We start from the raw sequence: 19921 nt of genomic DNA on the forward strand, positions 1-19921 counted from the left end.
GGGACAGCCCGCCGACGGGGGACGATCGGCGGGCTGTCCGTGGTACCGCTGTGGCTCTAGTGGACGGAGTTCTCCTCCTGCGGGAACGTTCCGCCGACGACCTCGTCGGCGAACGCCTTCACCGCGTCACCCATGACCTCACGCAGGTTGGCGTACTGTTTCACGAACTTCGGCACCCGCCCGCCGGTGAGACCCAGCATGTCGGTCCACACCAGCACCTGGGCGTCGGTCTCGGGGCCCGCCCCGATGCCCACGGTCGGGATGTGCAGCACCCGCGTCACCTCGGCGGCCAGCTCCGCGGGAACGAGCTCCAGCACCACCGCGAACGCACCCGCGTCCTGCACGGCCTTCGCGTCCCGCAGCAACTGCTGGGCCGCCTCCTCGCCCCGCCCCTGCACGCGGTAGCCCATCGCGTTGACCGACTGGGGGGTCAGCCCGATGTGCGCCATGACCGGGATGCCGGACTCGACGAGCAGCCGGATCTGCTCGTGCGAACGCTCGCCCCCCTCCAGCTTCACGGCCTGCACGCCCGCCTCCTTCACCAGCCGGGTCGCCGAGCGCAGCGCCTGCACCGGACCCTCCTGGTAGGAGCCGAAGGGCAGGTCGCCGACGATCAGGGCACGCGAGGTGCCCCGTACGACCGCCGCCGACAGCATCGTCATCTCGTCGAGGGTGACGGGCACGGTCGTCTCGTACCCGAGGTGGCAGTTGCCCGCCGAGTCGCCGACCAGCATCACCGGGATCCCGGCCTCGTCGAAGACGGACGCGGTCATGGCGTCGTACGCGGTGAGCATCGGCCACTTCTCGCCGCGCTCCTTGGCGGCGGCGATGTCGCGCACGGTGATACGGCGGGTGCCCTTGCCCCCGTACAGCGCCCTGCCGCTGCCGGAGGGCTTGATCTGAGCAGTCTGGGCAGCCGGAAGCTGCGTCATGGCACGGCTCCTAACACGTCATCTCGAGGCGCCCTGACGGCGTCCCCGGACCACGTCCATGGTGGCACCTCGTGCCATCGAGGGCTAGGGGAGGCCTTGTGAGTTCCGCTCCGGCCTCGCAGCGGGGCGTCGCGTAAGACGCGCAACGCGCACCGTCGTCGCCCGCGCCGCCGGCTCGGCCCGGGGGTCCTGCGCCGCGGCCAGGGGAACGGCGACCTCGCCGACGACCAGGCAGGGCAGGCCGTCGACACCCTGCTGGAAGGCGTGCGACCCGGCAGCTCACCGTCCGTCAGTTCGGCCTCCCGCGGCTCCCAGTGTGCGCGTTTCGTCACAGAGGGCGCTTTCGGCGGGCGTGATCGGAACTCCTCGCGGGGACTCGAACGTCATCGCCCACGTACGGCCGTCGGAGGACGGCGGGAACGGAACGGATCATCCCCTAGGGTCGTAAAGGGCACGGGGGCGATGGTGTGCACGGCAGGCAGTGAGGCGACGGTATGGCGCAGCAGGCGTACATGACGGAGACGGACAACGGCGGCTCGGGGCCCGAGCACCGGGGAACCCGGCTTCGGCGCCTGTTCGACCGGCTGGCGGGGCCCTGGCGGGGCGACCCGCGGATCTGGCGGCGCGGACTGTTCGTCGCCGCCTGCGCGGTGCTGCTGACCCTGGTCATGGGGCTGCACTCGCGTATCCCGAACACGATCGGCAACCTGGGCAGCCTCATCGAGACGTTCCTGCCCTGGCTGGGACTCCTCGTCCCGGTGCTGCTCGTCCTCGCTCTGGTCCGCAGGTCCGCCACTGCGCTGATCGCGGTGCTGCTGCCGTCCGCGGTGTGGCTGAACCTCTTCGGCGGTCAGCTCAGCGACAAGACCGCTACCGGCGGCGACCTCACGGTGGTCACGCACAACGTCAACGCCGACAACCCCGACCCGGCCGGCACCGCCCGTGACGTGGCCGCCTCCGGCGCGGACGTGCTCGCCCTGGAGGAGCTGACGCCGGCCGAGGTCCCCACGTACGAGAGGGCACTGGCGCCGACGTACCGCTACCACTCGGTGCAGGGCACGGTCGGCGTGTGGAGCAAGTACCCGCTGACCGGCGTGCAGGACGTCGACCTCGACATGGGCTGGACGCGCGCGATGCGCGCCACGGTGACCGCCCCGTCCGGGCAGCTCGCGGTCTACGTCGCCCATCTGCCGTCGGTGCGCGTGAAGATGGAGGCCGGCTTCACGGCCCGGCAGCGCGACCGGAGCGCCGACTACCTCGGCGAGGCCATCGCCCACGAGCCGCTGAAGAACGTCGTCCTGCTCGGCGACCTGAACGGCACGATGAACGACCGCGCGCTCAACGCCGTGACCTCCCAGATGCGCTCCACGCAGGGCGCGGCCGGCAACGGCTTCGGCTTCAGCTGGCCCGCGTCGTTCCCGATGGCGCGCATCGACCAGATCATGGTCAGGGGCCTGAAACCGGAGAGCTCGTGGACCCTCCCGCAGACGGGCAGCGACCATCTGCCGGTCGCGGCCCGTGTGAGGGTCACCACAAGCGACTCCTGAAAGTCGCTGGTCAGAGGAGTTCCGGCAGAAATCCGCAGCCGCGGCGGCACCTCGTGGAATAGCGCGCCTGCGAGACTTTGTTCCGTACTTGAACATACGCGTACGGATCTCCAAGCAAGTCTCGAAAGGCTCCTTCATGCCCCTGGCCCTGCTCGCCCTCGCCGTGGGCGCCTTCGGCATCGGTACGACCGAGTTCGTGATGATGGGGCTGCTGCCCGATGTCGCGGACGACCTGAACATCTCGATACCCGGCGCCGGCCATCTGGTGTCGGCGTACGCGCTGGGCGTCGTCATCGGCGCCCCGCTGCTGGCCGCGGTCACCGCCAGGATGTCCCGGCGCACGGTCCTGATCGGCCTGATGGGACTGTTCGTCGTGGGCAACGCCCTGTCGGCCCTCGCGCCCGACAACGGCTGGCTGCTGGCCGCCCGCCTCCTGAGCGGTCTGCCGCACGGCGCCTTCTTCGGCGTGGGCGCCGTCGTCGCGACGAACATGGTCGCCCCCGAACGCAAGGCGCGCTCGGTCTCGCTGATGTTCCTCGGCCTGACGGTCGCGAACGTCGCGGGTGTGCCGGTCGCGACCCTCGTGGGTCAGCACCTCGGCTGGAGGGCGACCTTCCTCGGCGTCAGCGCCATCGGCCTGGCGGCGATCGCCGCGCTCGCCTTCCTCATCCCGCACGACCACGAGCACGCCACCGCCCAGGGCCTGCGCGGCGAACTCGCCGCCCTGAACTCCCTCCCGGTGTGGCTGTCGCTCGGCACGACCGTCGCGGGCTTCGGTGCCCTCTTCGCGGCCTACAGCTACATCACGCCGATGCTCACGGACGCCGCCGGCTATGCCGGCGCCAGCGTCACCCTGCTGCTGGCGCTGTTCGGCGTCGGTGCGACCGCAGGCAACCTGCTGGGCGGCCGCCTGGCCGACCACTCCCTGCGCGGCACGCTGTTCGGCGGCCTGGCCTCGCTGGTGACGGTCCTGGCGCTGTTCCCGCTGCTGATGCGCACGGAAGCCACGGCCGCCGTGGCCGTGGCCCTGCTCGGCATGGCGGCCTTCGCCACCGGCTCCCCGCTGCAGCTGATGGTCATGGAGAAGGCCTCCTCGGCGCCGTCCCTGGCCTCCTCCGCCAACCAGGCCGCCTTCAACCTGGCCAACGCCGGCGGCGCCTGGATCGGCGGCCTCGCCCTGGCCGCGGGCTTCGGCGTCACCTCCCCGGCCCTGGCCGGTGTGGCCCTGGCCGTTCTCGGCCTGGCCGTGGCGTCGCTGGCCTACGCGGTGGACCGGCGCCGGGCTCCGGTCGCCGGACGCGAGCGGATCGTGGCGAGCCACGTCCCGCGGGAGGCGGAGGCGGTGCACCACTGACGGCTACCGGCACGCGGCAGCCCGTGGGACCCGGCCCCACAGGCTGCCGCTCCTTCTGTCTACCGGGGTGCCTGCCGCCGCGCCGCGACGACCGCTGAACTCGTGGGTGTGGTGAGGACTTCGGTAGCGTCCAGCTCCGGATGGGTCAGATAGAACAGGCGCAGCTCGTCCACCTCCCCCTCGAACCGGGGCGGCCACGCGGCCGACGGGGTGAAGTCGTCCAGGACGAGAATCCCTCCGGGAGCGAGCAGTTCGACGACCCTCCGGGGATCGTCGCGCTTGCCGCCGCCGTCGCAGAAGAACACGTCGAACGGGGCGTGCTGTTCGAGCAGCCGCCAGTCGCCGGTCAGCACGCTGACCCGGCGGTCGTCGGCGAAGATCCCGGCCGCGCGACGGGCCAGCTCCTCGTCCCGCTCCACGGTGACGAGCCGCGCGCCGGCCCCGAGACCGCTGTGCAGCCAGGCGGTACCCACCCCCGACCCGGTGCCGCTCTCGGCGACGGCCCCATCGGGCTTGGCGGCGGCGGCCGTCCTCAGCAGCCTGCCGACTTCCCGGATGCAGCTCTTCTCGAACCCGGCCTCGGCGGCGAGGCGTTCCGCGGCCAGGACGCGCGCCGGAACGGCATGCTCACCCATGACCAGGCCCCCTTCACGACGGGCCCGACGCTACCTGACGGGCACCCCGGTCGGCTGCCGGTCGCGGTGGTGACGGTGTGCGTGGGACCCGGCCGCAGGCTCACCGCTCCGGCTGGGTGGCGATCTGGATCAGGTTGCCGCAGGTGTCGTCGAAGACGGCCGTGGTGACGGGGCCCATGTCCAGGGGCTCCTGGGTGAAGCGGACGCCGAGGGCGCTCAGGCGCTCGTACTCGGCCCGGACGTCGGTGACGGCGAACTGGGCGAGCGGGATGCCGTCGGCGGCGAGCGCGTCGCGGTAGGGCTGGACGGCCGGGTGACCGGCGGGCTCCAGGAGCAGTTCCGTGCCGCCGGGCTCCTCGGGGGAGACGACGGTCAGCCACCGGTCCTTCTCGCCCACCGGGACGTCGTACTTCTTCACGAAGCCGAGGACCTCGGTGTAGAAGCGGAGGGCCTTGGCCTGGTCGTCGACGAAGACGCTGGTGAGATGGATCCTCATGGCGGGCTCTCTTCCGGTCCGGAGGGGGCGGGCGGCGGCCATCGCTCGGTGATCTGCCGGAGCGGGGCCGTGTTCAGGTCGTGGAACTTGTAGCGGCCCTCCCGCCTCGTCTCGACGAGCCCGGCGGCCTCCAGCACGGCGAGGTGCTGGGAGACCGCCTGGCGTGAGAGGCCGAGCCGGTGCTTCATGCTCAGCCGCGAGCAGATCTCGAACAGCGTCTGCCCCGACTTCTCCGTGAGCTCGTCGAGGATGGTGCGACGGGTGGGGTCGGCCAAGGCTTTGAAGAGGTCATCGGCCACGACCCCAGGATAGGCAAGTGCTCGCTTGCCTATCAAGTCCCTCCCGGCCTGTCCCTCAGAGCGACTCCCGCCACCCGTTCGTGATCGGCAGCCGCCGGTCCTTCCCGAAGCCCTTCGGTGAGATCTTCGTGCCCGGCGGGTACTGGCGCCGCTTGTACTCGGCCGTGTCGACCATGCGCAGCGTCTTCGCGACCAGCTCCGCGTCGAACCCGGCCGCCACGATCTCGTCCGCGCCCCGGTCCCGGTCGACATACAGCTCCAGGATCGCGTCCAGCACCGGATAGTCGGGCAGCGAGTCCGTGTCGACCTGGCCCGGGCGCAGTTCCGCGCTCGGCGGCTTGGTGAGGGAGTTCTCCGGGATCGGCGGGGTCTGGCCGCGCTCGAGAGCGGCCCGGTTGCGCCACTCGGAGAGGCGGAAGACCGACGTCTTGTAGACGTCCTTGATCGGGCCGTACGCGCCGACCGAGTCGCCGTAGAGCGTGGAGTAGCCGACCGCCAGCTCCGACTTGTTGCCGGGTGCCAGGACGATGTGGCCCTCCTGGTTGGAGATCGCCATGAGCAGCGTCCCGCGCAGGCGCGACTGCAGGTTCTCCTCCGCCAGGCCCGTCAGGCCCAGCGAGCCCATGTACGCGTCGAACATCGGCTCGATCGCGACGGTGCGGTAGTTCAGGCCCGTGCGGCGGGCCAGTTCGGCCGCGTCGTCCTTGGAGTGGTCCGAGGAGTACTTCGACGGCATCGACACGCCGTACACGTTCTGCGCGCCCACCGCGTCGCACGCGATCGCCGCGACCAGCGACGAGTCGATGCCGCCCGACAGGCCGATCAGGACCGACGTGAAGCCGTTCTTCGCGACGTACGCCCGCAGGCCCACGACGAGCGCCGAGTAGACCTCCTCGTCGTCGTCCAGGCGGTCCGCGTAACCGCCCGCGAGCTCGGGCTCGTACGGGGGCAGCGGCTTCTCCGAGAGCACCACCCGGTCGATGCGCAGGCCGTCGTCGACCACGCCGGTGGGCGCGTCCTCCGAGGCCGCCGGCAGGTCCAGGTCCAGGACCACACAGCCCTCGGCGAACTGTGGCGCCCGCGCCACGACCTCGCCGTCCTTGTCGACCACGATCGAGTCGCCGTCGAACACCAGCTCGTCCTGGCCGCCGATCATGGCCAGGTACGCCGTGGTGCAGCCGGCCTCCTGGGCCCGCTTGCGGACCAGCTCCAGGCGCGTGTCGTCCTTGTTGCGCTCGTAGGGGGAGGCGTTGATCGAGACCAGCAGGCCCGCCCGCGCCGAACGGGCGGCGGGGACGCGGCCGCCGTCCTGCCAGAGGTCCTCGCAGATGGCCAGGGCGACATCCACGCCGTGCACCCGCACCACCGGCATGCTGTCGCCGGGCACGAAGTAGCGGAACTCGTCGAAGACGCCGTAGTTCGGCAGGTGGTGCTTGGCGAAGTTCAGGACCACCTCGCCGCCGTACAGCACCGCACCCGCGTTCTGCGGCGCGCCGGCCGGCTGGCCGTACTTCGGCTGGGCGGTCGCACTGCGGTCGAGATAGCCGACGATCACCGGCAGCTCTCCGAAGCCCTCCTCGGCCAGGCGCACGGCGAGCGAGCGCAGCGCTGCGCGCGAGGCCTCCACGAAAGACGACCTGAGCGCCAGGTCCTCGACGGGGTACCCGGTCAGCACCATCTCCGGGAACGCCACGAGATGCGCTCCCTGCTCGGCGGAGTGCCGGGTCCAGCGGACGATCGACTCGGTGTTCCCGGCGAGGTCGCCGACGCCGGCGTCGATCTGGTTCAGGGCGAGACGTAGTTGAGGCACGCCGCCCAGTGTAATCGTCAGTGCGACGCAATGGGGTGGTGTGGGTCACCCCACACCACCCCCGTCCCGGGTGGAGGTCAGCGGCGCCGGTACGACTCGACGTAGCCCTTCGCGGGCGTGCCCACGCCGGTGACGTCGTCGTAGCCCTTCACGGCCGCGAGCGAGCTGTCCTTGCCCAGGCTGCGCACGGACGTGGCCAGGCCGCCGGTGGCGTCGTAGCCGTTCACGAAGTCGACGCGGGCCACGGCGAGGCCGGAGCCCGTCGGGTCGTCGGTGACGTCGTGGTAGACCTTCGAGCCGTACTTCGCGTAGATCGACGGGTTGGCGAAGCCGATCGCCCTGCCCCGGGCCTCCTGGGCCAGGGCCTGGACGGCCGCGATGGTCGGCGCGGCCAGCGAGGTGCCGCCGATGCGGTACTCGCTGTAGGCCTGCTTCTTCCCGCCCGGCAGGGTCTGGGTCTGGCCGACCAGGAAGCCGGTGTTCGGGTCGGCGATCGCCGCGATGTCCGGGACGACCCGGTTGCCGTCGGCACTGTTGGCCTTCGCCAGCGCGTCCGGCACCACACCCCGCTGGTAGGAGGGCTCGGCGACGGTCTTGCTGGTGCCGCCGCCCGCGCCGGAGGTGAAGGCGCCGGGGAAGTCCGTCCAGCTCGTGCCGTCGGCCGACAGGGTCGCCTTGCCGGTGCCCCAGCCGGTCTCCCAGAGGTAGGTGTCGCCCTTGCCGACGGCCAGCGAGGTGCCGCCGACGGCGGTGACCCACGCCGAGTTGGCCGGGGAGTCGACCTGCTTCGTCCCGGAACTGGCGACCTCGTCGCCGTCGTCGCCGGAGGAGAAGCAGAAGCCGATGCCCTCGACCGCGCCCAGCTGGAAGACCTGGTCGTAGGCGGCCGCGAGGTCGGGCGTCTGCACGGCCTCGACCTCGCCCCAGGAGTTGGAGACGATGTCGGCCAGGTGGTGGTCGACGACCTTGCCCAGCGCGTCGAGCAGATCGCCGTCCATGCAGGAGGCCGCACCCACGTACGTGACGTCCGCGGCCGGCGCGACCGCGTGCACCGCCTCGACGTCCAGGGTCTCCTCGCCGTACCAGCCCGAGGCCGAACAGTCCTTGGTGTTCGTGTACTTCCCGGGCAGCACCTGGTGCAGCTGGCCCGTCTTCCACGCCGCGTCGCCGTGGCGCTCGGCGTAGGTGCCTGCGTCGTAGGCGATCGTCGGGGAGGCGTACGCGTCCGTGATGGCGACCCGGACGCCCTTGCCGGTGCGGGTGCCCGCGCCGTAGGCGGCCCGCAGCTGCTTGCCCGTGTAGCCCTTCACGGCGTACGGGATCTTCGTGCCGTACGCGTCCGGGAGTGTGCTCGCGGTCTTCGAGCCGTAGTACGAGGAGAACGGCCCGGCGTTGCGGAACACGGTGTCCGGCGGCGGCAGTCGATCGTCGTGCGTGGCCATGTGCGGCGCGTTGTCCAGCCCGGTCACGGTCAGGACGGCGTCGGCCAGGCTCTGCGGCACGGAGGCGGTGCTCGCCGGGGCGCGGTAGGTCTTCGAGCCCTTGGCGAAGTTGTGCAGCTGGGTGCCGAACGCCTTCTCGGCGGCGGCCACGTCACCGCTGACGGAGACGTAGTGCCGCGTGACGCCGGTGACCTTCAGGCCGGCCGCCGTCAGCCAGGACTTCACAGCCGCCACCTGGGCCTCGGTCGCACCGAAACGGGCCTGCGCCTGCTGGGCGGTCAGATACCTGCCGTACGAGGCCGAGGCCGGGTCGGAGACGGCCTCGGCGTAGGTGGCGAGGCCTGCGGCGTCCTGGCCGGCGAGGTAGACCCGGGCCGAGAGCTGGGCGCCGTCGGAGGTGGCGCCCTTGTCCGTCCTGGCCGTGGCCCAGGCCGGCCGGGTCCCGGCCAGCAGGTCGCGGACCGGGTGGTCGGCGGCGTGCGCCGCGGGTATGCCGAGCGCCAGCGCGCCGGCGAGCATCGGCAGCGTCGCTGCCATGCTCACCCCGGCGCGCACCGTGGCGCGGTTGGATCTCATGGAACCCCCTGTGCGGTTCGTCGCGAGTGGATCACTCGACGGTCGCCACTCTCGCGATGAACCGTTCATGCCAGGGAATTGCGCAGCCCAAGAAGCGCTCCACGGAGGCCAAGAAGAGCCCAAGAAACAGCCGGGCGGGGCGATTTGAGGCTTACGCGTCCTCCGCCCCTACGGCCGCGGCGCCGCGCCCCGCTCCTTCAGCATGTCCTTCATCAGGCCGATCTCCGACTGCTGCGCGTCCACCATGCCCTGCGCGAGCCGCTTCTCGACGCCGACCGCGCACTTGTCCGCACAGCCCTCGGCCATGTGGACGCCGCCCTTGTGATGGTCCGTCATCAGCTGGAGGAAGTAGACCTCGGCCTGCTTCCCGCTGAGCTCGCCGAGCTTCTTCATCTCGGAGTTGGTCGCCATGCCCGGCATCAGGGCGCCGTCCTCGCCGGAGGCCATGCCGCCCATGTCCATCCAGGTCATCGGCGGCTCGGAGGACACCTTGGGCAGGCCCCACAGGTCGAGCCAGCCGAGCATCATGCCGCGCTGGTTGGCCTGTGTCTGCGCGATGTCGTACGCGAGGCGCCGGACCGCCTCGTCCTCGGTGCGGTCGCGCACGATGTACGACATCTCCACGGCCTGCTGGTGGTGCACCGCCATGTCCCGGGCGAACCCGGCGTCAGCGGACTCGGCGGACGGTGTCCTGCCGCTGCCGTCGTCCCCGGCGACCGCGTAGGTGATGGCGCCGGTCGCGACGAGCGCTGCCGCCGCGGCCCCGGCGATCAGGCCGACGTGCCTCACTTGGACAGCCCGTTGGTGCAGGCGGCGCCCAGCTCGGGGGTCTGCTCGCCCTGGACGAACTTCTCGAGGAACGTGTCCACGTTCGGGTCGCTCGCGCCCGTCACCGTGCGCTGGTGGCCCCACGCCGAGAGCATGATCGGGTCCTTCTGGTCGTCCACCGGGCTCATCAGCGTGTACGGCGTCTTCTTCACCTTCGCCGCGAGCGCGTCGATGTCGGCCTTCTTCGCGGCGGCGTTGTACGTCACCCACACCGCGCCGTGCTCCAGCGAGTGCACGGCGTTGGTGTTGTCGAGCTGCTCGGTGTAGACGTCGCCGTTGCAGTTCATCCACGCCCGGTGGTGTTCGCCGCCGACCGGCGGCTCGGACGCGTACTTCACGGCCCTGGTGACGTGCTTGCGGGACAGCTTCCCCTCCCAGGTCTTCACGCCGTCCTTGCCCGTCACGAACTTGCCCTTGCCCGAGGAGTCGCTCGCCGCGGTGGTGCTGCCCTTGTCGTCCTGGGACTGCACGAGCACGACGCCGCCGACCACGAGTCCGGCGACGACCACGACGCTGGCCGCGATGGTGAGGACCCGGTTGCGGCGCTCACGGGACTGCTCGGCGCGTCGCATCTCCTCTATTCGCGCCTTGCGGTCCGTGTTGCTCTTCTTGGCGGAGCCCATGAGGTGTCCTTCGTGGGAAAAGTGACGTCGGGTGGGGCTGATCGTAGTGGGGGAGGCGTGGCGCCTCGTAGAGCCGTCGGCGGAATGGACCGAATCGATACGGCACCGACAGCTGCGCGACAGCTTCGGGACCCGGGGCCGGCTCCCGCCGGATAATTTGAACCGCAGATTCCCATTACCTACGCTGCCTGCATGCGGCTGCTGCGCTCCACCGACCTCGCCCTGCGGGTCCTGATGCGGCTCGCCGTCGCGGGCGAGTCGAGTCCGACGACCCGGGAGGTCGCGGACGGCATGGACGTGCCGTACACCCACCTGGCGAAGGTCGTCGCCGAGCTCCAGCACATGGGGCTGCTCGAGGCCCGCCGCGGCCGCGGCGGCGGACTCACCCTCACCGAGCAGGGCCGTAGGGCCTCGGTGGGCGCCGTGGTCCGCGCCTTCGAGGGGAGCGGCGACGTCGTCGACTGCGAGGGCCCCACCCCCTGCCCCCTCAAATCGGCCTGCCGCCTGCGCACCGCCCTGCGCCGGGCCCAGGAGGCGTTCTTCACCTCACTGGACCCGGTCACGGTTGAGGACATCGTGGCGGAGCCGACCGGGGCACTGCTGCTGGGGATCTCGCGGGGCGCCGACCCCCGTGACGGATAGGGCCTGATCCGACCAGCAGGGCCCTAGTCCTGGCCCGCAAGCCACAGGTCCGGGCCGAACACCTCGTAGTGGATGCCGGCGGGTGCCACGCCCTTCGCGATCAGCTGGGTCCGTACCGCCCGCATGAACGGCAGCGGGCCGCACAGGTACGCGCGCGTGCCCGGGGTGAGCGGAACGCCGGTGAGGTCGGCCAGGCCGGTGTGGGTGCCCGCGGGCGCGTCCTGCTCGTACCAGAGGTGGACGGCCGCGTCCGGCAGCTTGGCCGCGTAGGCCTCGTGGTCGGCGCGCAGGGCGTGGGTCGCGGGGGAGCGGTCGGCGTGCACGACGGTGACCGGGGCGCGGTGCCCCGAGTCGGCGAGGTGCGCCAGCATCGCGGTCATCGGGGTCACGCCGATGCCCGCCGACGCCAGCAGCAGCGGCGTGTCGGGGCCGGCGTCCAGGACCAGGTCGCCGTACGGCTCGGACAGCTCCAGGACGTCACCCACCCGCACACGCGCGTGCAGGTGGTTCGAGACCTCGCCGTCGGGGGCGCCGGCCTCGCGCACGCGTTTCACGCTGATCTGCCGCAGGTCCGGGGCGGGCGCCCCGGACAGGCTGTACTGCCGTATCTGCCGGGCTCCGTCCGCGAGGGCGACGCGGACGGAGACGTACTGGCCGGCGAGGAAGTCCCGCACCGGACCGCCGTCGGCCGGCCGCAGCCGGTACGTGGCGACGTCCGCGGTCTCGGCGACCCGCTCGACGACCTCCCAGGCCCGCCAGGTGTGCCCGCCGCGCTCCTCGCGCAGCCGCTGCTCCACGGCGATCAGCGCGTTCGCCATCAGCCAGTAGACCTCGTCCCAGGCGGCGGCGACCTCGGGCGTGACGGCCTCGCCGAGCACCTCGGCGATGGCGGCGAAGAGGTGCTCGTGGACGATGCGGTACTGCTCCGGGGTGACGCCGAGCGAGGCGTGCTTGTGGGCGATGCGCTGCAGCATCGCGTCCGGCCGCTGCCCGGGGTGGTCCAGCAGGTGGGTGGCGAAGGCGGCGATGGAACCGGCCAGCGCCTGCCGCTGGGTGCCGGAGGCCTGGTTGCCCCGGTTGAACAGGTCCCGCAGCAGCTCCGGGTGGGCCGCGAACAGCCCGGCGTAGAAGCGCTCGGTGATCGTGCCGAGGGCCCCGCCGACGGCGGGGAGTGTGGCGCGGACGGTGGCGGCGGACTGCTCGGACAGCATCAGGGCTCCTCGGGGCTCGACTGTGCGCACGATATTTAAACTTGCATCTGAGATGCAAATTAAGCTGGGGCGCAGGGAGGGGAACCGGCCGTTACGGATGTCGGTGCGAGCAGGCACTATGGGCGGAAGAGCAGTTCACCTGCCGTGTGTGAGGCGTTCGGCCCCGGGCCGCCCGGGCGATCATGGTCCGCAACGCGTACGAAATGGTGGTGTGGTGGGATGCTCAGGTGCCCGACCGCCTCCCGTGGTACGGAAGACAGGCGGCCTGACCAGCAAGGATGGGGAAGCGGAAGATGGACAAGCAGCAGGAGTTCGTGCTCCGGACGTTGGAGGAGCGCGACATCCGGTTCGTACGCCTGTGGTTCACGGACGTGCTGGGCTTCCTCAAGTCCGTCGCCGTGGCCCCGGCCGAGCTGGAGCAGGCCTTCGACGAGGGCATCGGCTTCGACGGCTCCGCCATCGAGGGCTTCGCCCGGGTCTACGAGTCCGACATGATCGCCAAGCCGGACCCGTCGACCTTCCAGATCCTGCCCTGGCGTGCGGAGGCCCCGGGCACGGCCCGCATGTTCTGCGACATCCTCATGCCGGACGGCTCCCCGTCCTTCGCCGACCCGCGCTACGTCCTCAAGCGCGCCCTCGCCCGCACCTCCGACCTGGGCTTCACCTTCTACACCCACCCGGAGATCGAGTTCTTCCTGCTGAAGGACCGGCCGCTGGACGGCAGCCGCCCGACACCCGCCGACAACTCCGGCTACTTCGACCACACCCCGACCAACGTCGGCATGGACTTCCGCCGCCAGGCGATCACCATGCTGGAGTCGATGGGCATCTCGGTCGAGTTCTCCCACCACGAGGGCGCCCCCGGCCAGCAGGAGATCGACCTCCGCTACGCCGACGCGCTGTCCACCGCCGACAACGTCATGACGTTCCGCCTCGTCATGAAGCAGGTGGCCCTGGAGCAGGGCGTGCACGCCACGTTCATGCCGAAGCCCTTCTCCGAGCACCCCGGCAGCGGCATGCACACGCACCTGTCGCTCTTCGAGGGCGACCGCAACGCCTTCTACGAGTCCGGTTCGGAGTACCAGCTCTCCAAGGTGGGCCGCTCCTTCATCGCGGGCCTGCTGCGGCACGCGGCGGAGATCTCCGCGGTCACCAACCAGTGGGTGAACTCCTACAAGCGCATCTGGGGCGGCGCGGAGCGCACCGCGGGTGCGGGCGGCGAGGCCCCCTCGTACATCTGCTGGGGCCACAACAACCGCTCGGCGCTCGTCCGCGTCCCGATGTACAAGCCCGGCAAGACGGGCTCGGCGCGGGTGGAGGTCCGCTCCCTCGACTCCGGCGCCAACCCGTACCTGGCCTACGCACTGCTGCTGGCCGCCGGCCTCAAGGGCATCGAGGAGGGCTACGAGCTCCCGCCGGGTGCCGAGGACGACGTCTGGGCCCTCTCCGACGCGGAGCGCCGGGCCCTGGGCATCGAGCCGCTGCCCCAGAACCTGGGCGAGGCCCTGACCCTGATGGAACGCAGCGACCTGGTCGCCGAGACCCTCGGCGAGCACGTCTTCGACTTCTTCCTGCGCAACAAGCGCCAGGAGTGGGAGGAGTACCGCAGCGAGGTCACGGCGTTCGAGCTGCGGAAGAACCTTCCGGCGCTGTAAAGGCAGGTCAGAGGCGACTCTTGCTTTGCTGAGCTCTGGGGCTGGCGGCCGTAGGTCACCAGCCCCAGATTCAGCGAGCGGCCCTTGGGCCGTCTCTGGGCCGTCCCGGGGTTCGATGCACGCCCCCCGACGCCAGGTGCCGGTCTCTGCGCTACTCGATTTCCGCGAATAGTGCCTCGGTGGTTGTACGCAGCGTCTGATCATGTCGGTCGTCCTGCCAAAAGACGAACTGGATCTTCGTGCCGCGGGCCTGAGCTTCCTCCAGAGCGTGCTGTGCTCCGCGTGAGAGCGGCACGTTGCTCATGATCAACGTGGGAAGGATTGAGCCTGCGGCCCGATCGGCACGCTTGAGGATCATGACCCTCGGGATCCCCGATGCTGCCCGTTCCAAGAACAGTGCATCCACGCCGACTCTCTTGTCGATTGGTCGGATTACGTGGAAATCGACGTACCCTCGATCTCCGGGACGCAGTGCTCCGATAGCACAGTCCGGGAAAAGAGCCATGAACCTCTGCTTGGCGAGCTCTTCGTAAGTTCGGGCTGACTGATAGAGGAACGACGCGTCGTTTGCTGCACCTGGATCGATTGCTTGCAGTACCTCTAGGGTCCTCCTAGCCTCCTCCGGCGGTGCGTCGCTAACGCTCGCGATAACTTCGCGGCGGCGCTTCTGCACGGCGAATCGCATCTGCGCTTCTCCAAAGCCCAGGCTGTGAAGAGGGCTCCCGCCAATGGTGAGCATCACAAACAGGGCGCCAGCCAGGATTAACGCGACGCAACCGGCCTGGTTTTCGGTTTTAAAGACGGCGACTGCTCCTGCGCCGCAGAGGGTGAAACCGATTATCCCGGCAGTAACCCTGCTCCACGTAGAGAGTGGAGCAGGGTCGGTAGCCTCATCGGGTTCAATTACCTCGTGGGTGGTCGTCTCGGACATGTTGATCAGCCTAGGCGGCTGAGTCGGTATGCAACCCAGGTCTTGTCAAATATGCAGTATTCGACTATTTGGATTGAATGGTGACCCCATAGAGGCTGTCCACGGCCTTCCGGGCCCGTGCGTCGCTGCTCGGCATGAGGTGCGTGTAGACCCGGAGCGTGAACCCCGGATCACTGTGGCCGAGGTAGGCACTCAATGCCTTGACGTTCTCGCCGGCGTCCAGCAGGACGGACGCGTAGAAGTGCCTGAGGGCGTGCATGCCGTGTTCGCGGGCGGCCTGGTGACGCTCTCCAGACTCCGGAGCGGGGATGACCCCAGCAGCCACGAGAGCAGGCTTCCACGCGCGGTCGTTGAAGTCGGTACGCCGAACCGCGCCCGCGCCGTCGAGACGCGTAAACAGCAGCCGTTTAGTCACAGGCGGACCGTCCGCCCGGAGCCACGGCAGGGTGATCTCCACCGGGGGGAACGCCTCCATGTGCTGCTTGAGGACGTGTGCCACTCGGTCCGGCAAGGGGACGTCGCGGATCTTGGCCCGCTTAGGTGGGGCGAACACGAGACCGTCTTTCGTCACCTTCACCTGGTTCGCGATGTGCAGCCATCCGGAGTCGAAGGCGATGGCGTCGACGGGCAACCCGAAAATCTCTCCTTGCCGGAGTCCGCATCCAGCTCCGAGGTCGACCATCGCGCGGTATTGCTCCGGCAGTGCCTCACACACAGCGAAGACGCGCTCTGCGCTCCACGGAACAACACGGCCACTTCCCGCGGCCGGCGGACGCACGGATTGTGCGTGGCACGGGTTCTTCGACAGGTGACCGTCGTCCACGGCCGCGTTCAGAACCGTCGACACGTTGTTGTAGATCACGCGCCGGTACGACGACGCAGGGACGGCCTGTTCCAGTGCGCTGAGCCAATCCCGGATGTGTTCCGGCTTGAAAGAGCCGAGCGGCCGCGGTCCCAGGTATGGGATGGCGTGGCCGCGAATCGCGGACTCCACCGACTCTCGCGTGGTCATGTCGGTGGTCTGCGTGTTCAGCCACTTCTCGGCGTACTGCCGGAACGTCACGCGGCTCGCGGCCGGGTCCACGTACTGCCCCCGAGACATGTCCGCCTCGATGTGGGCGAGCCACTGATCGGCCAGTCGCTTCTGCCCGTCCCGGAACGACTTGCTCTTCTCGGTGCCGTCCGGGCCGATGTAGCGGGCGCGGTAGCGCATCCCGGTGCCGTAGCGGGCCGTGCGTACGCGGCGGGGCTTGCCCGCGGCGTCGGGTTCGGTCTTGTACCACCGGTCTTGGATGTGGCCTGCCATCAGGCAGTGGTCCTCTCGACATGCGGCAGGGAGAGCCGCACGGGCGGCTCTCCCTGCTGTGTGGTGGGTGTTCGTTTAGGCGGCGGTGGCGTCGGCGTGCTTGCGCTGGTCGACGTAGTCCCGTACGTCAGCGGGGTCGTAGCGGAGGTGCTTGCCGATGCGGAAGCCCGGCGGGCCGGTGCGCTTCTTTCGCCACTGGTAGACGGTCTCCAGGGGCACCTCGAACATCTCGGCGATGTCGTCGGGCGTGAGGTACCGGTCCGGGAGGCCGCCCCGGAGAGTGGCCCGGGGGTCGGGGTCTGTCAGCTTTGGCATGGGGCTCCAAGCGGGGGAGGACGTGACCGCGTCTGTCCGAGGTGGGGATTTCTGCGTCACCCGCGTCATCTGCGTCATTCACGCCTCTGACCTGCGGTTTCGAGGTGACGCAGGACCGGAGGGTGCGTCACCGGTGACACAGGCCTTCGTCATCGGGTGACGCAGGTGACGCAGGATGACGCAGAGATCGGCCGTCTGCGTCACCGCTCTTTCGGCAGGTCACTGGCCGTTTACGGGGTGTGAGTGACGCAGGTGACGCAGCGTCTCTCTACTTCGGACAAGAGAGGGGGTGGTGTCTGTTGTGGTGCGCGGCTCAGAGAGTGAAGAACGGGCCGCTTCGCGGCGCGACCCATCGCAGGGCGGCTCCGCCGCCGAACAGCAAGAGGAGCACGCGACGCAGGGTGCTTCTCTTGCTTGTGCGGTAGTGGTGCCGCGCGGTCAGAAAGCCGGTTCCTGTTCGTGCGGGGGCGGCGCGGCGGACGGCCGCGTGATCTCGATGTAGCGGGACGTTTTGGTGCGGCCCCAGTCGATGAGAACGCCCCGGGCGGCGAGGGTGGGTTGAAGCCGCTTGAGGCGGTCTGAGAGCACCTTGCCGGTGGTCGGCCACCCTTTAGGCAGGGGACGGAAGTCCTCGCCCGTGTAGAGGCCGGTGAGACAGTGCAGCCACTCGGCGGACGTCATGCGCTGCTCTGTGCCCGGGTTGATGCCGGCGGCGTGCTTGAGGACGGTCTGCGCCAGCAGGTCGCCCTCGATGACGTCGTCGTTGAGGTCGTCGAGGCTGGCCCGGTAGGCGGCGAGCGCTCCCAGGCCGGTGGCCGCGTCGAGCTGCGCGCACAGGTGGGCGAAGTCGGCCATACGCAGGTCGGTCGGGATGTCCGCTTCCGCCGCGCGCACCTGCACGGTGAGGTCCAGGAGCGAGCCGAGGATGACGGGCAGCACCTCTGCGAAGTCGGACCAGAGTTCCGCTTCGGTGCGCCGGACGCGGGGGCGTTCCAGGCGCAGGGGCAGTAGCCGTTCGGCGAGGTCGGGCCGGATGACGCCGACGTCGATGCCGGTCAGGAGCAGGGGGCGGCGGTAGCCGATGCGGAAGACGTCCCCGTCGGTGAACAGGGCGCGCTTGACGTCTTCGGCGCCGGTGACGATGCGGCACATTGCGTCGGACAGGTCCGGGGTCATGTGGGAGAGATTGTCCAGGGCGGTGACCCAACCGGCCGCTACTGCCGTGGTCAGGTTCTCCTCGTCCTTCGGGGCGCGGCGCAGGTCGCCGCTCATGCCCTCGATGATCCGCACGAGCATCCGCCCACCGGTGGACTTGCCCGCCCCCTGCGGTCCGGTGAGGAACGGGGCCGGGACGGGGACCGCCGGCCCGAGGCAGCCGATGAGCCAGGCGATGGCCAGGCACTCGGTCTCCGCTGTGGCGAAGTTGCACAGCCGCATCAACAGGTCGATGCCCTTTCCGCTGGTGTCCTTGACGGGTAGGGGCAGTTCCCCGGTGAGCTGGGTACGGCGCCAGCACACCTCACGCGGGTCAGGGGTACGGATGTCCCAGCCGGTGGGGTGGATACGCACCGACTGTCCGTCGCTGCGCCCGAGGTCCAGCCACGTCGCCCCGTCGAAACCGGGAGCCACGCGGATGTGCACGGCCTGCACGTCCTCGGTCAGCGCGAGTGCCTCGATCAAGTCCAGCGCCTCTTTCATGGCGGTGCCGTTGAACACGCCGATCCCGTCCTTGAACAGTCCGACCATGAGTTCCTGCCGGTGGCTTCCCGTGGTGCCCTGCGAGCGGATCGGGCGGGCCACGGGGTGACCGTTGCGCTGCGCGTACACGGTGCCGTCAGCGGTGCGGAAGTACCGGAAGTGCGCTTGCGCGTAGTCGGTGATGACCTCACGGGCGGGGCTCTTGTCGTCGTCGGACATGGTCACAGTCCCAACGTGGTGCGGGCGTTGGTCCACGCATCCGTGCAGTGCCGCAAGGTCTCACCCTTGGCCTGAGCGGCGGTGAACAGTCGCGTGATGTGGGTGTCGGTGAGGCAGCCGCACCGGCCATGGGTCGACAGCACGGCCAGGAACGTTCGGTACACCGTGGCGTGGATCGCGCCACGGGCGGCGGTGATGCGCTGCTCCGCCATGGCGATGCCGCGTTCCAAGAAGACGGGCGTGCGGTGCGGGCACTGCCCGCCGTCGGACCGTGCGGGCAGGGAGACGGAACGGGGCGCGGGCGGATCAGCGGGCGGCTCTTTCACGTCCAGCGCGCGGACGGCGTCTGGCAGGGCGGTGATGGTGCCGGTGCCGGGGCCGAGGTAGCGGGCGTAGGACATGGACGATTTGACGTCGACACCAGGGCGGACTGCGTTGTGCGACGACATGGCGCCCCGGTAGATCCAGTGCTCACCGCGCGTCGTCGCCACAACTCGGGTGGCGGGCAGGGTCTCACGGGCCCAGTCGACGGCCGCCGCATCGTCGAGGTCGACCACGGTCAGCCCAGCGGCGCCGGGGTGGTAGGCCACGCATACGGCCCGCCGCCACGCGGCCATCCAGCCCGGGGAGGAGAGGACGTCAGGATCGGTGGTGGCGGCGGCCCACGCGTGGCAGACGCCAGGGCAGCGGCACGGGCCCGCACTTTTCATGTTCGGCCGGCCGCCGCACGCGTTGCCCGCGCAGGTACGGCAGTTGCCGAACGGTGTCTTGCCCGCTCGTAGGGGCAGCACGGGCACACCGGCAGCGGCCAGCGTCAGCGCGGTCCGCAGGGGTTCGGGCAGGCCGCTCATGCCGCCGTACACTCGCCGGATCAGGGTCGGTTGCGTCATGCTGGGAGACCTCCACAGGTCTAGTGATGGCAGGTGGGCAAGGGCGGCCCCGCGTTCTTTGGCGAGAGGGGGCCGCCCTTGGCGTAGCTAGGTCTTGTTTCGGGCGAGGCGCAGGGTGATGCCGCCGATGCCGATGGGTCCGGCTGCTCCGGCGATGACGGCGGCGGTGTGGGCCGCGGCGTCGAGCAGGAGGCACAGGGCGGCGACCAGTCCCCAGCCCCCGGCGGCGGTGGCCCCGGCGATGGCGAAGGGGACCAGGATCCGGCGCCACGGGATGCCGCTCGTCTGGGGGTTGTGGACGACGATGACGACGGGCTGTCCGGTGGCTTGTGCACGGTGCCAGTCGTCGGCGGGTATGTGCGGGGCGATGTTGCCCGGCGGGGTGCGGTGGTCCATTTCGGAGCTCCTTGGGTGAGCCGCGGGGCCGCCCCCCCCCGGGGTGGGGGGCCGCGCCGGGGGGGTGGGGGGGGTGTGGGGGGGTGTGTTTTCAGCCCAGTTGGGGGGGTTTTGTG

The 19921-nt window shown here is 70.2% G+C and carries 19 protein-coding genes; 4 read left to right on the forward strand and 15 right to left on the reverse strand.

Features of this window, described 5'->3' with window-relative positions; translation table 11 throughout:
• Window positions 1-56 precede the first annotated feature (56 nt).
• Window positions 57-932, reverse strand: coding sequence for a 3-methyl-2-oxobutanoate hydroxymethyltransferase (gene panB / locus ACFU3E_RS13485; protein WP_384156049.1), 876 nt, complete (start codon window positions 930-932; stop codon window positions 57-59).
• Between the two features lie 494 nt (window positions 933-1426).
• Between panB and ACFU3E_RS13490 the strand changes: the two genes are divergently transcribed.
• The gene (locus ACFU3E_RS13490) at window positions 1427-2479 is read left to right on the forward strand and encodes an endonuclease/exonuclease/phosphatase family protein (protein ID WP_384156052.1); all 1053 of its coding nucleotides are present in this window, start codon (window positions 1427-1429) and stop codon (window positions 2477-2479) included.
• Between the two features lie 136 nt (window positions 2480-2615).
• Window positions 2616-3833, forward strand: coding sequence for an MFS transporter (locus tag ACFU3E_RS13495; RefSeq protein ID WP_384156056.1), 1218 nt, complete (start codon window positions 2616-2618; stop codon window positions 3831-3833).
• Window positions 3834-3892: 59 nt separating this feature from the next.
• Here ACFU3E_RS13495 and ACFU3E_RS13500 read toward each other — a convergent pair whose 3' ends face one another.
• The 7 genes from ACFU3E_RS13500 to ACFU3E_RS13530 form a co-directional block, all read right to left on the reverse strand.
• Window positions 3893-4468 (reverse strand): O-methyltransferase, encoded by a 576-nt coding sequence (locus ACFU3E_RS13500; protein ID WP_384156059.1) that lies wholly within the window; start codon window positions 4466-4468, stop codon window positions 3893-3895.
• A 100-nt stretch (window positions 4469-4568) separates the two neighbouring features.
• Window positions 4569-4964, reverse strand: a complete 396-nt coding sequence (locus tag ACFU3E_RS13505) for a VOC family protein (RefSeq protein WP_384156062.1) — start codon at window positions 4962-4964, stop codon at window positions 4569-4571.
• Window positions 4961-5263 (reverse strand): ArsR/SmtB family transcription factor, encoded by a 303-nt coding sequence (locus ACFU3E_RS13510; RefSeq protein ID WP_384156065.1) that lies wholly within the window; start codon window positions 5261-5263, stop codon window positions 4961-4963. Before ACFU3E_RS13510 ends, ACFU3E_RS13505 begins: the two co-directional genes overlap by 4 nt.
• A 55-nt stretch (window positions 5264-5318) precedes the next feature.
• The gene (locus ACFU3E_RS13515) at window positions 5319-7073 is read right to left on the reverse strand and encodes an NAD+ synthase (RefSeq protein ID WP_384156068.1); all 1755 of its coding nucleotides are present in this window, start codon (window positions 7071-7073) and stop codon (window positions 5319-5321) included.
• A 77-nt stretch (window positions 7074-7150) separates the two neighbouring features.
• Window positions 7151-9091, reverse strand: coding sequence for a protease pro-enzyme activation domain-containing protein (locus tag ACFU3E_RS13520; RefSeq protein WP_384156072.1), 1941 nt, complete (start codon window positions 9089-9091; stop codon window positions 7151-7153).
• A gap of 168 nt (window positions 9092-9259) precedes the next feature.
• The gene (locus ACFU3E_RS13525) at window positions 9260-9880 is read right to left on the reverse strand and encodes a DUF305 domain-containing protein (protein ID WP_384156075.1); all 621 of its coding nucleotides are present in this window, start codon (window positions 9878-9880) and stop codon (window positions 9260-9262) included.
• The gene (locus ACFU3E_RS13530) at window positions 9877-10542 is read right to left on the reverse strand and encodes a DUF3105 domain-containing protein (protein WP_384156078.1); all 666 of its coding nucleotides are present in this window, start codon (window positions 10540-10542) and stop codon (window positions 9877-9879) included. Before ACFU3E_RS13530 ends, ACFU3E_RS13525 begins: the two co-directional genes overlap by 4 nt.
• A gap of 192 nt (window positions 10543-10734) precedes the next feature.
• On the opposite strand from ACFU3E_RS13530, the gene ACFU3E_RS13535 reads away from it, so the two are divergent.
• Window positions 10735-11184 carry an RrF2 family transcriptional regulator gene (locus ACFU3E_RS13535; protein WP_384156081.1) on the forward strand — a complete coding sequence of 150 codons (450 nt, stop codon included), beginning with the start codon at window positions 10735-10737 and terminating at the stop codon, window positions 11182-11184.
• 23 nt (window positions 11185-11207) lie between these two features.
• Here ACFU3E_RS13535 and ACFU3E_RS13540 read toward each other — a convergent pair whose 3' ends face one another.
• Window positions 11208-12395, reverse strand: a complete 1188-nt coding sequence (locus ACFU3E_RS13540; protein ID WP_384156084.1) for a globin domain-containing protein — start codon at window positions 12393-12395, stop codon at window positions 11208-11210.
• A gap of 293 nt (window positions 12396-12688) precedes the next feature.
• Here ACFU3E_RS13540 and glnA point away from each other — a divergent pair, with 293 nt between their 5' ends.
• Window positions 12689-14050: a type I glutamate--ammonia ligase gene (glnA, locus tag ACFU3E_RS13545; RefSeq protein WP_384156087.1), complete on the forward strand. Its 1362-nt coding sequence runs from the start codon at window positions 12689-12691 to the stop codon at window positions 14048-14050.
• A 151-nt stretch (window positions 14051-14201) separates the two neighbouring features.
• Here glnA and ACFU3E_RS13550 read toward each other — a convergent pair whose 3' ends face one another.
• The 6 genes from ACFU3E_RS13550 to ACFU3E_RS13575 all read right to left on the reverse strand — a co-directional run bounded on the left by ACFU3E_RS13550 (window position 14202) and on the right by ACFU3E_RS13575 (window position 19805).
• On the reverse strand, window positions 14202-14981 hold the full coding sequence (locus tag ACFU3E_RS13550) for a hypothetical protein (RefSeq protein ID WP_384156090.1): 780 nt from the start codon (window positions 14979-14981) through the stop codon (window positions 14202-14204).
• A 64-nt stretch (window positions 14982-15045) separates the two neighbouring features.
• On the reverse strand, window positions 15046-16287 hold the full coding sequence (locus ACFU3E_RS13555; RefSeq protein ID WP_384156093.1) for a tyrosine-type recombinase/integrase: 1242 nt from the start codon (window positions 16285-16287) through the stop codon (window positions 15046-15048).
• A gap of 75 nt (window positions 16288-16362) precedes the next feature.
• Window positions 16363-16602 carry a helix-turn-helix domain-containing protein gene (locus tag ACFU3E_RS13560; RefSeq protein WP_384156096.1) on the reverse strand — a complete coding sequence of 80 codons (240 nt, stop codon included), beginning with the start codon at window positions 16600-16602 and terminating at the stop codon, window positions 16363-16365.
• Between the two features lie 438 nt (window positions 16603-17040).
• Window positions 17041-18519: an ATP-binding protein gene (locus ACFU3E_RS13565; protein WP_384156124.1), complete on the reverse strand. Its 1479-nt coding sequence runs from the start codon at window positions 18517-18519 to the stop codon at window positions 17041-17043.
• A gap of 2 nt (window positions 18520-18521) precedes the next feature.
• Complete coding sequence (locus tag ACFU3E_RS13570) at window positions 18522-19409, reverse strand: bifunctional DNA primase/polymerase (protein ID WP_384156098.1); 888 nt, start codon at window positions 19407-19409, stop codon at window positions 18522-18524.
• Window positions 19410-19496: 87 nt separating this feature from the next.
• On the reverse strand, window positions 19497-19805 hold the full coding sequence (locus ACFU3E_RS13575; protein WP_384156101.1) for a hypothetical protein: 309 nt from the start codon (window positions 19803-19805) through the stop codon (window positions 19497-19499).
• Window positions 19806-19921 lie beyond the last annotated feature (116 nt).

Source organism: Streptomyces sp. NPDC057424, assembly GCF_042803315.1.
In the GTDB taxonomy this organism is placed as follows: domain Bacteria; phylum Actinomycetota; class Actinomycetes; order Streptomycetales; family Streptomycetaceae; genus Streptomyces.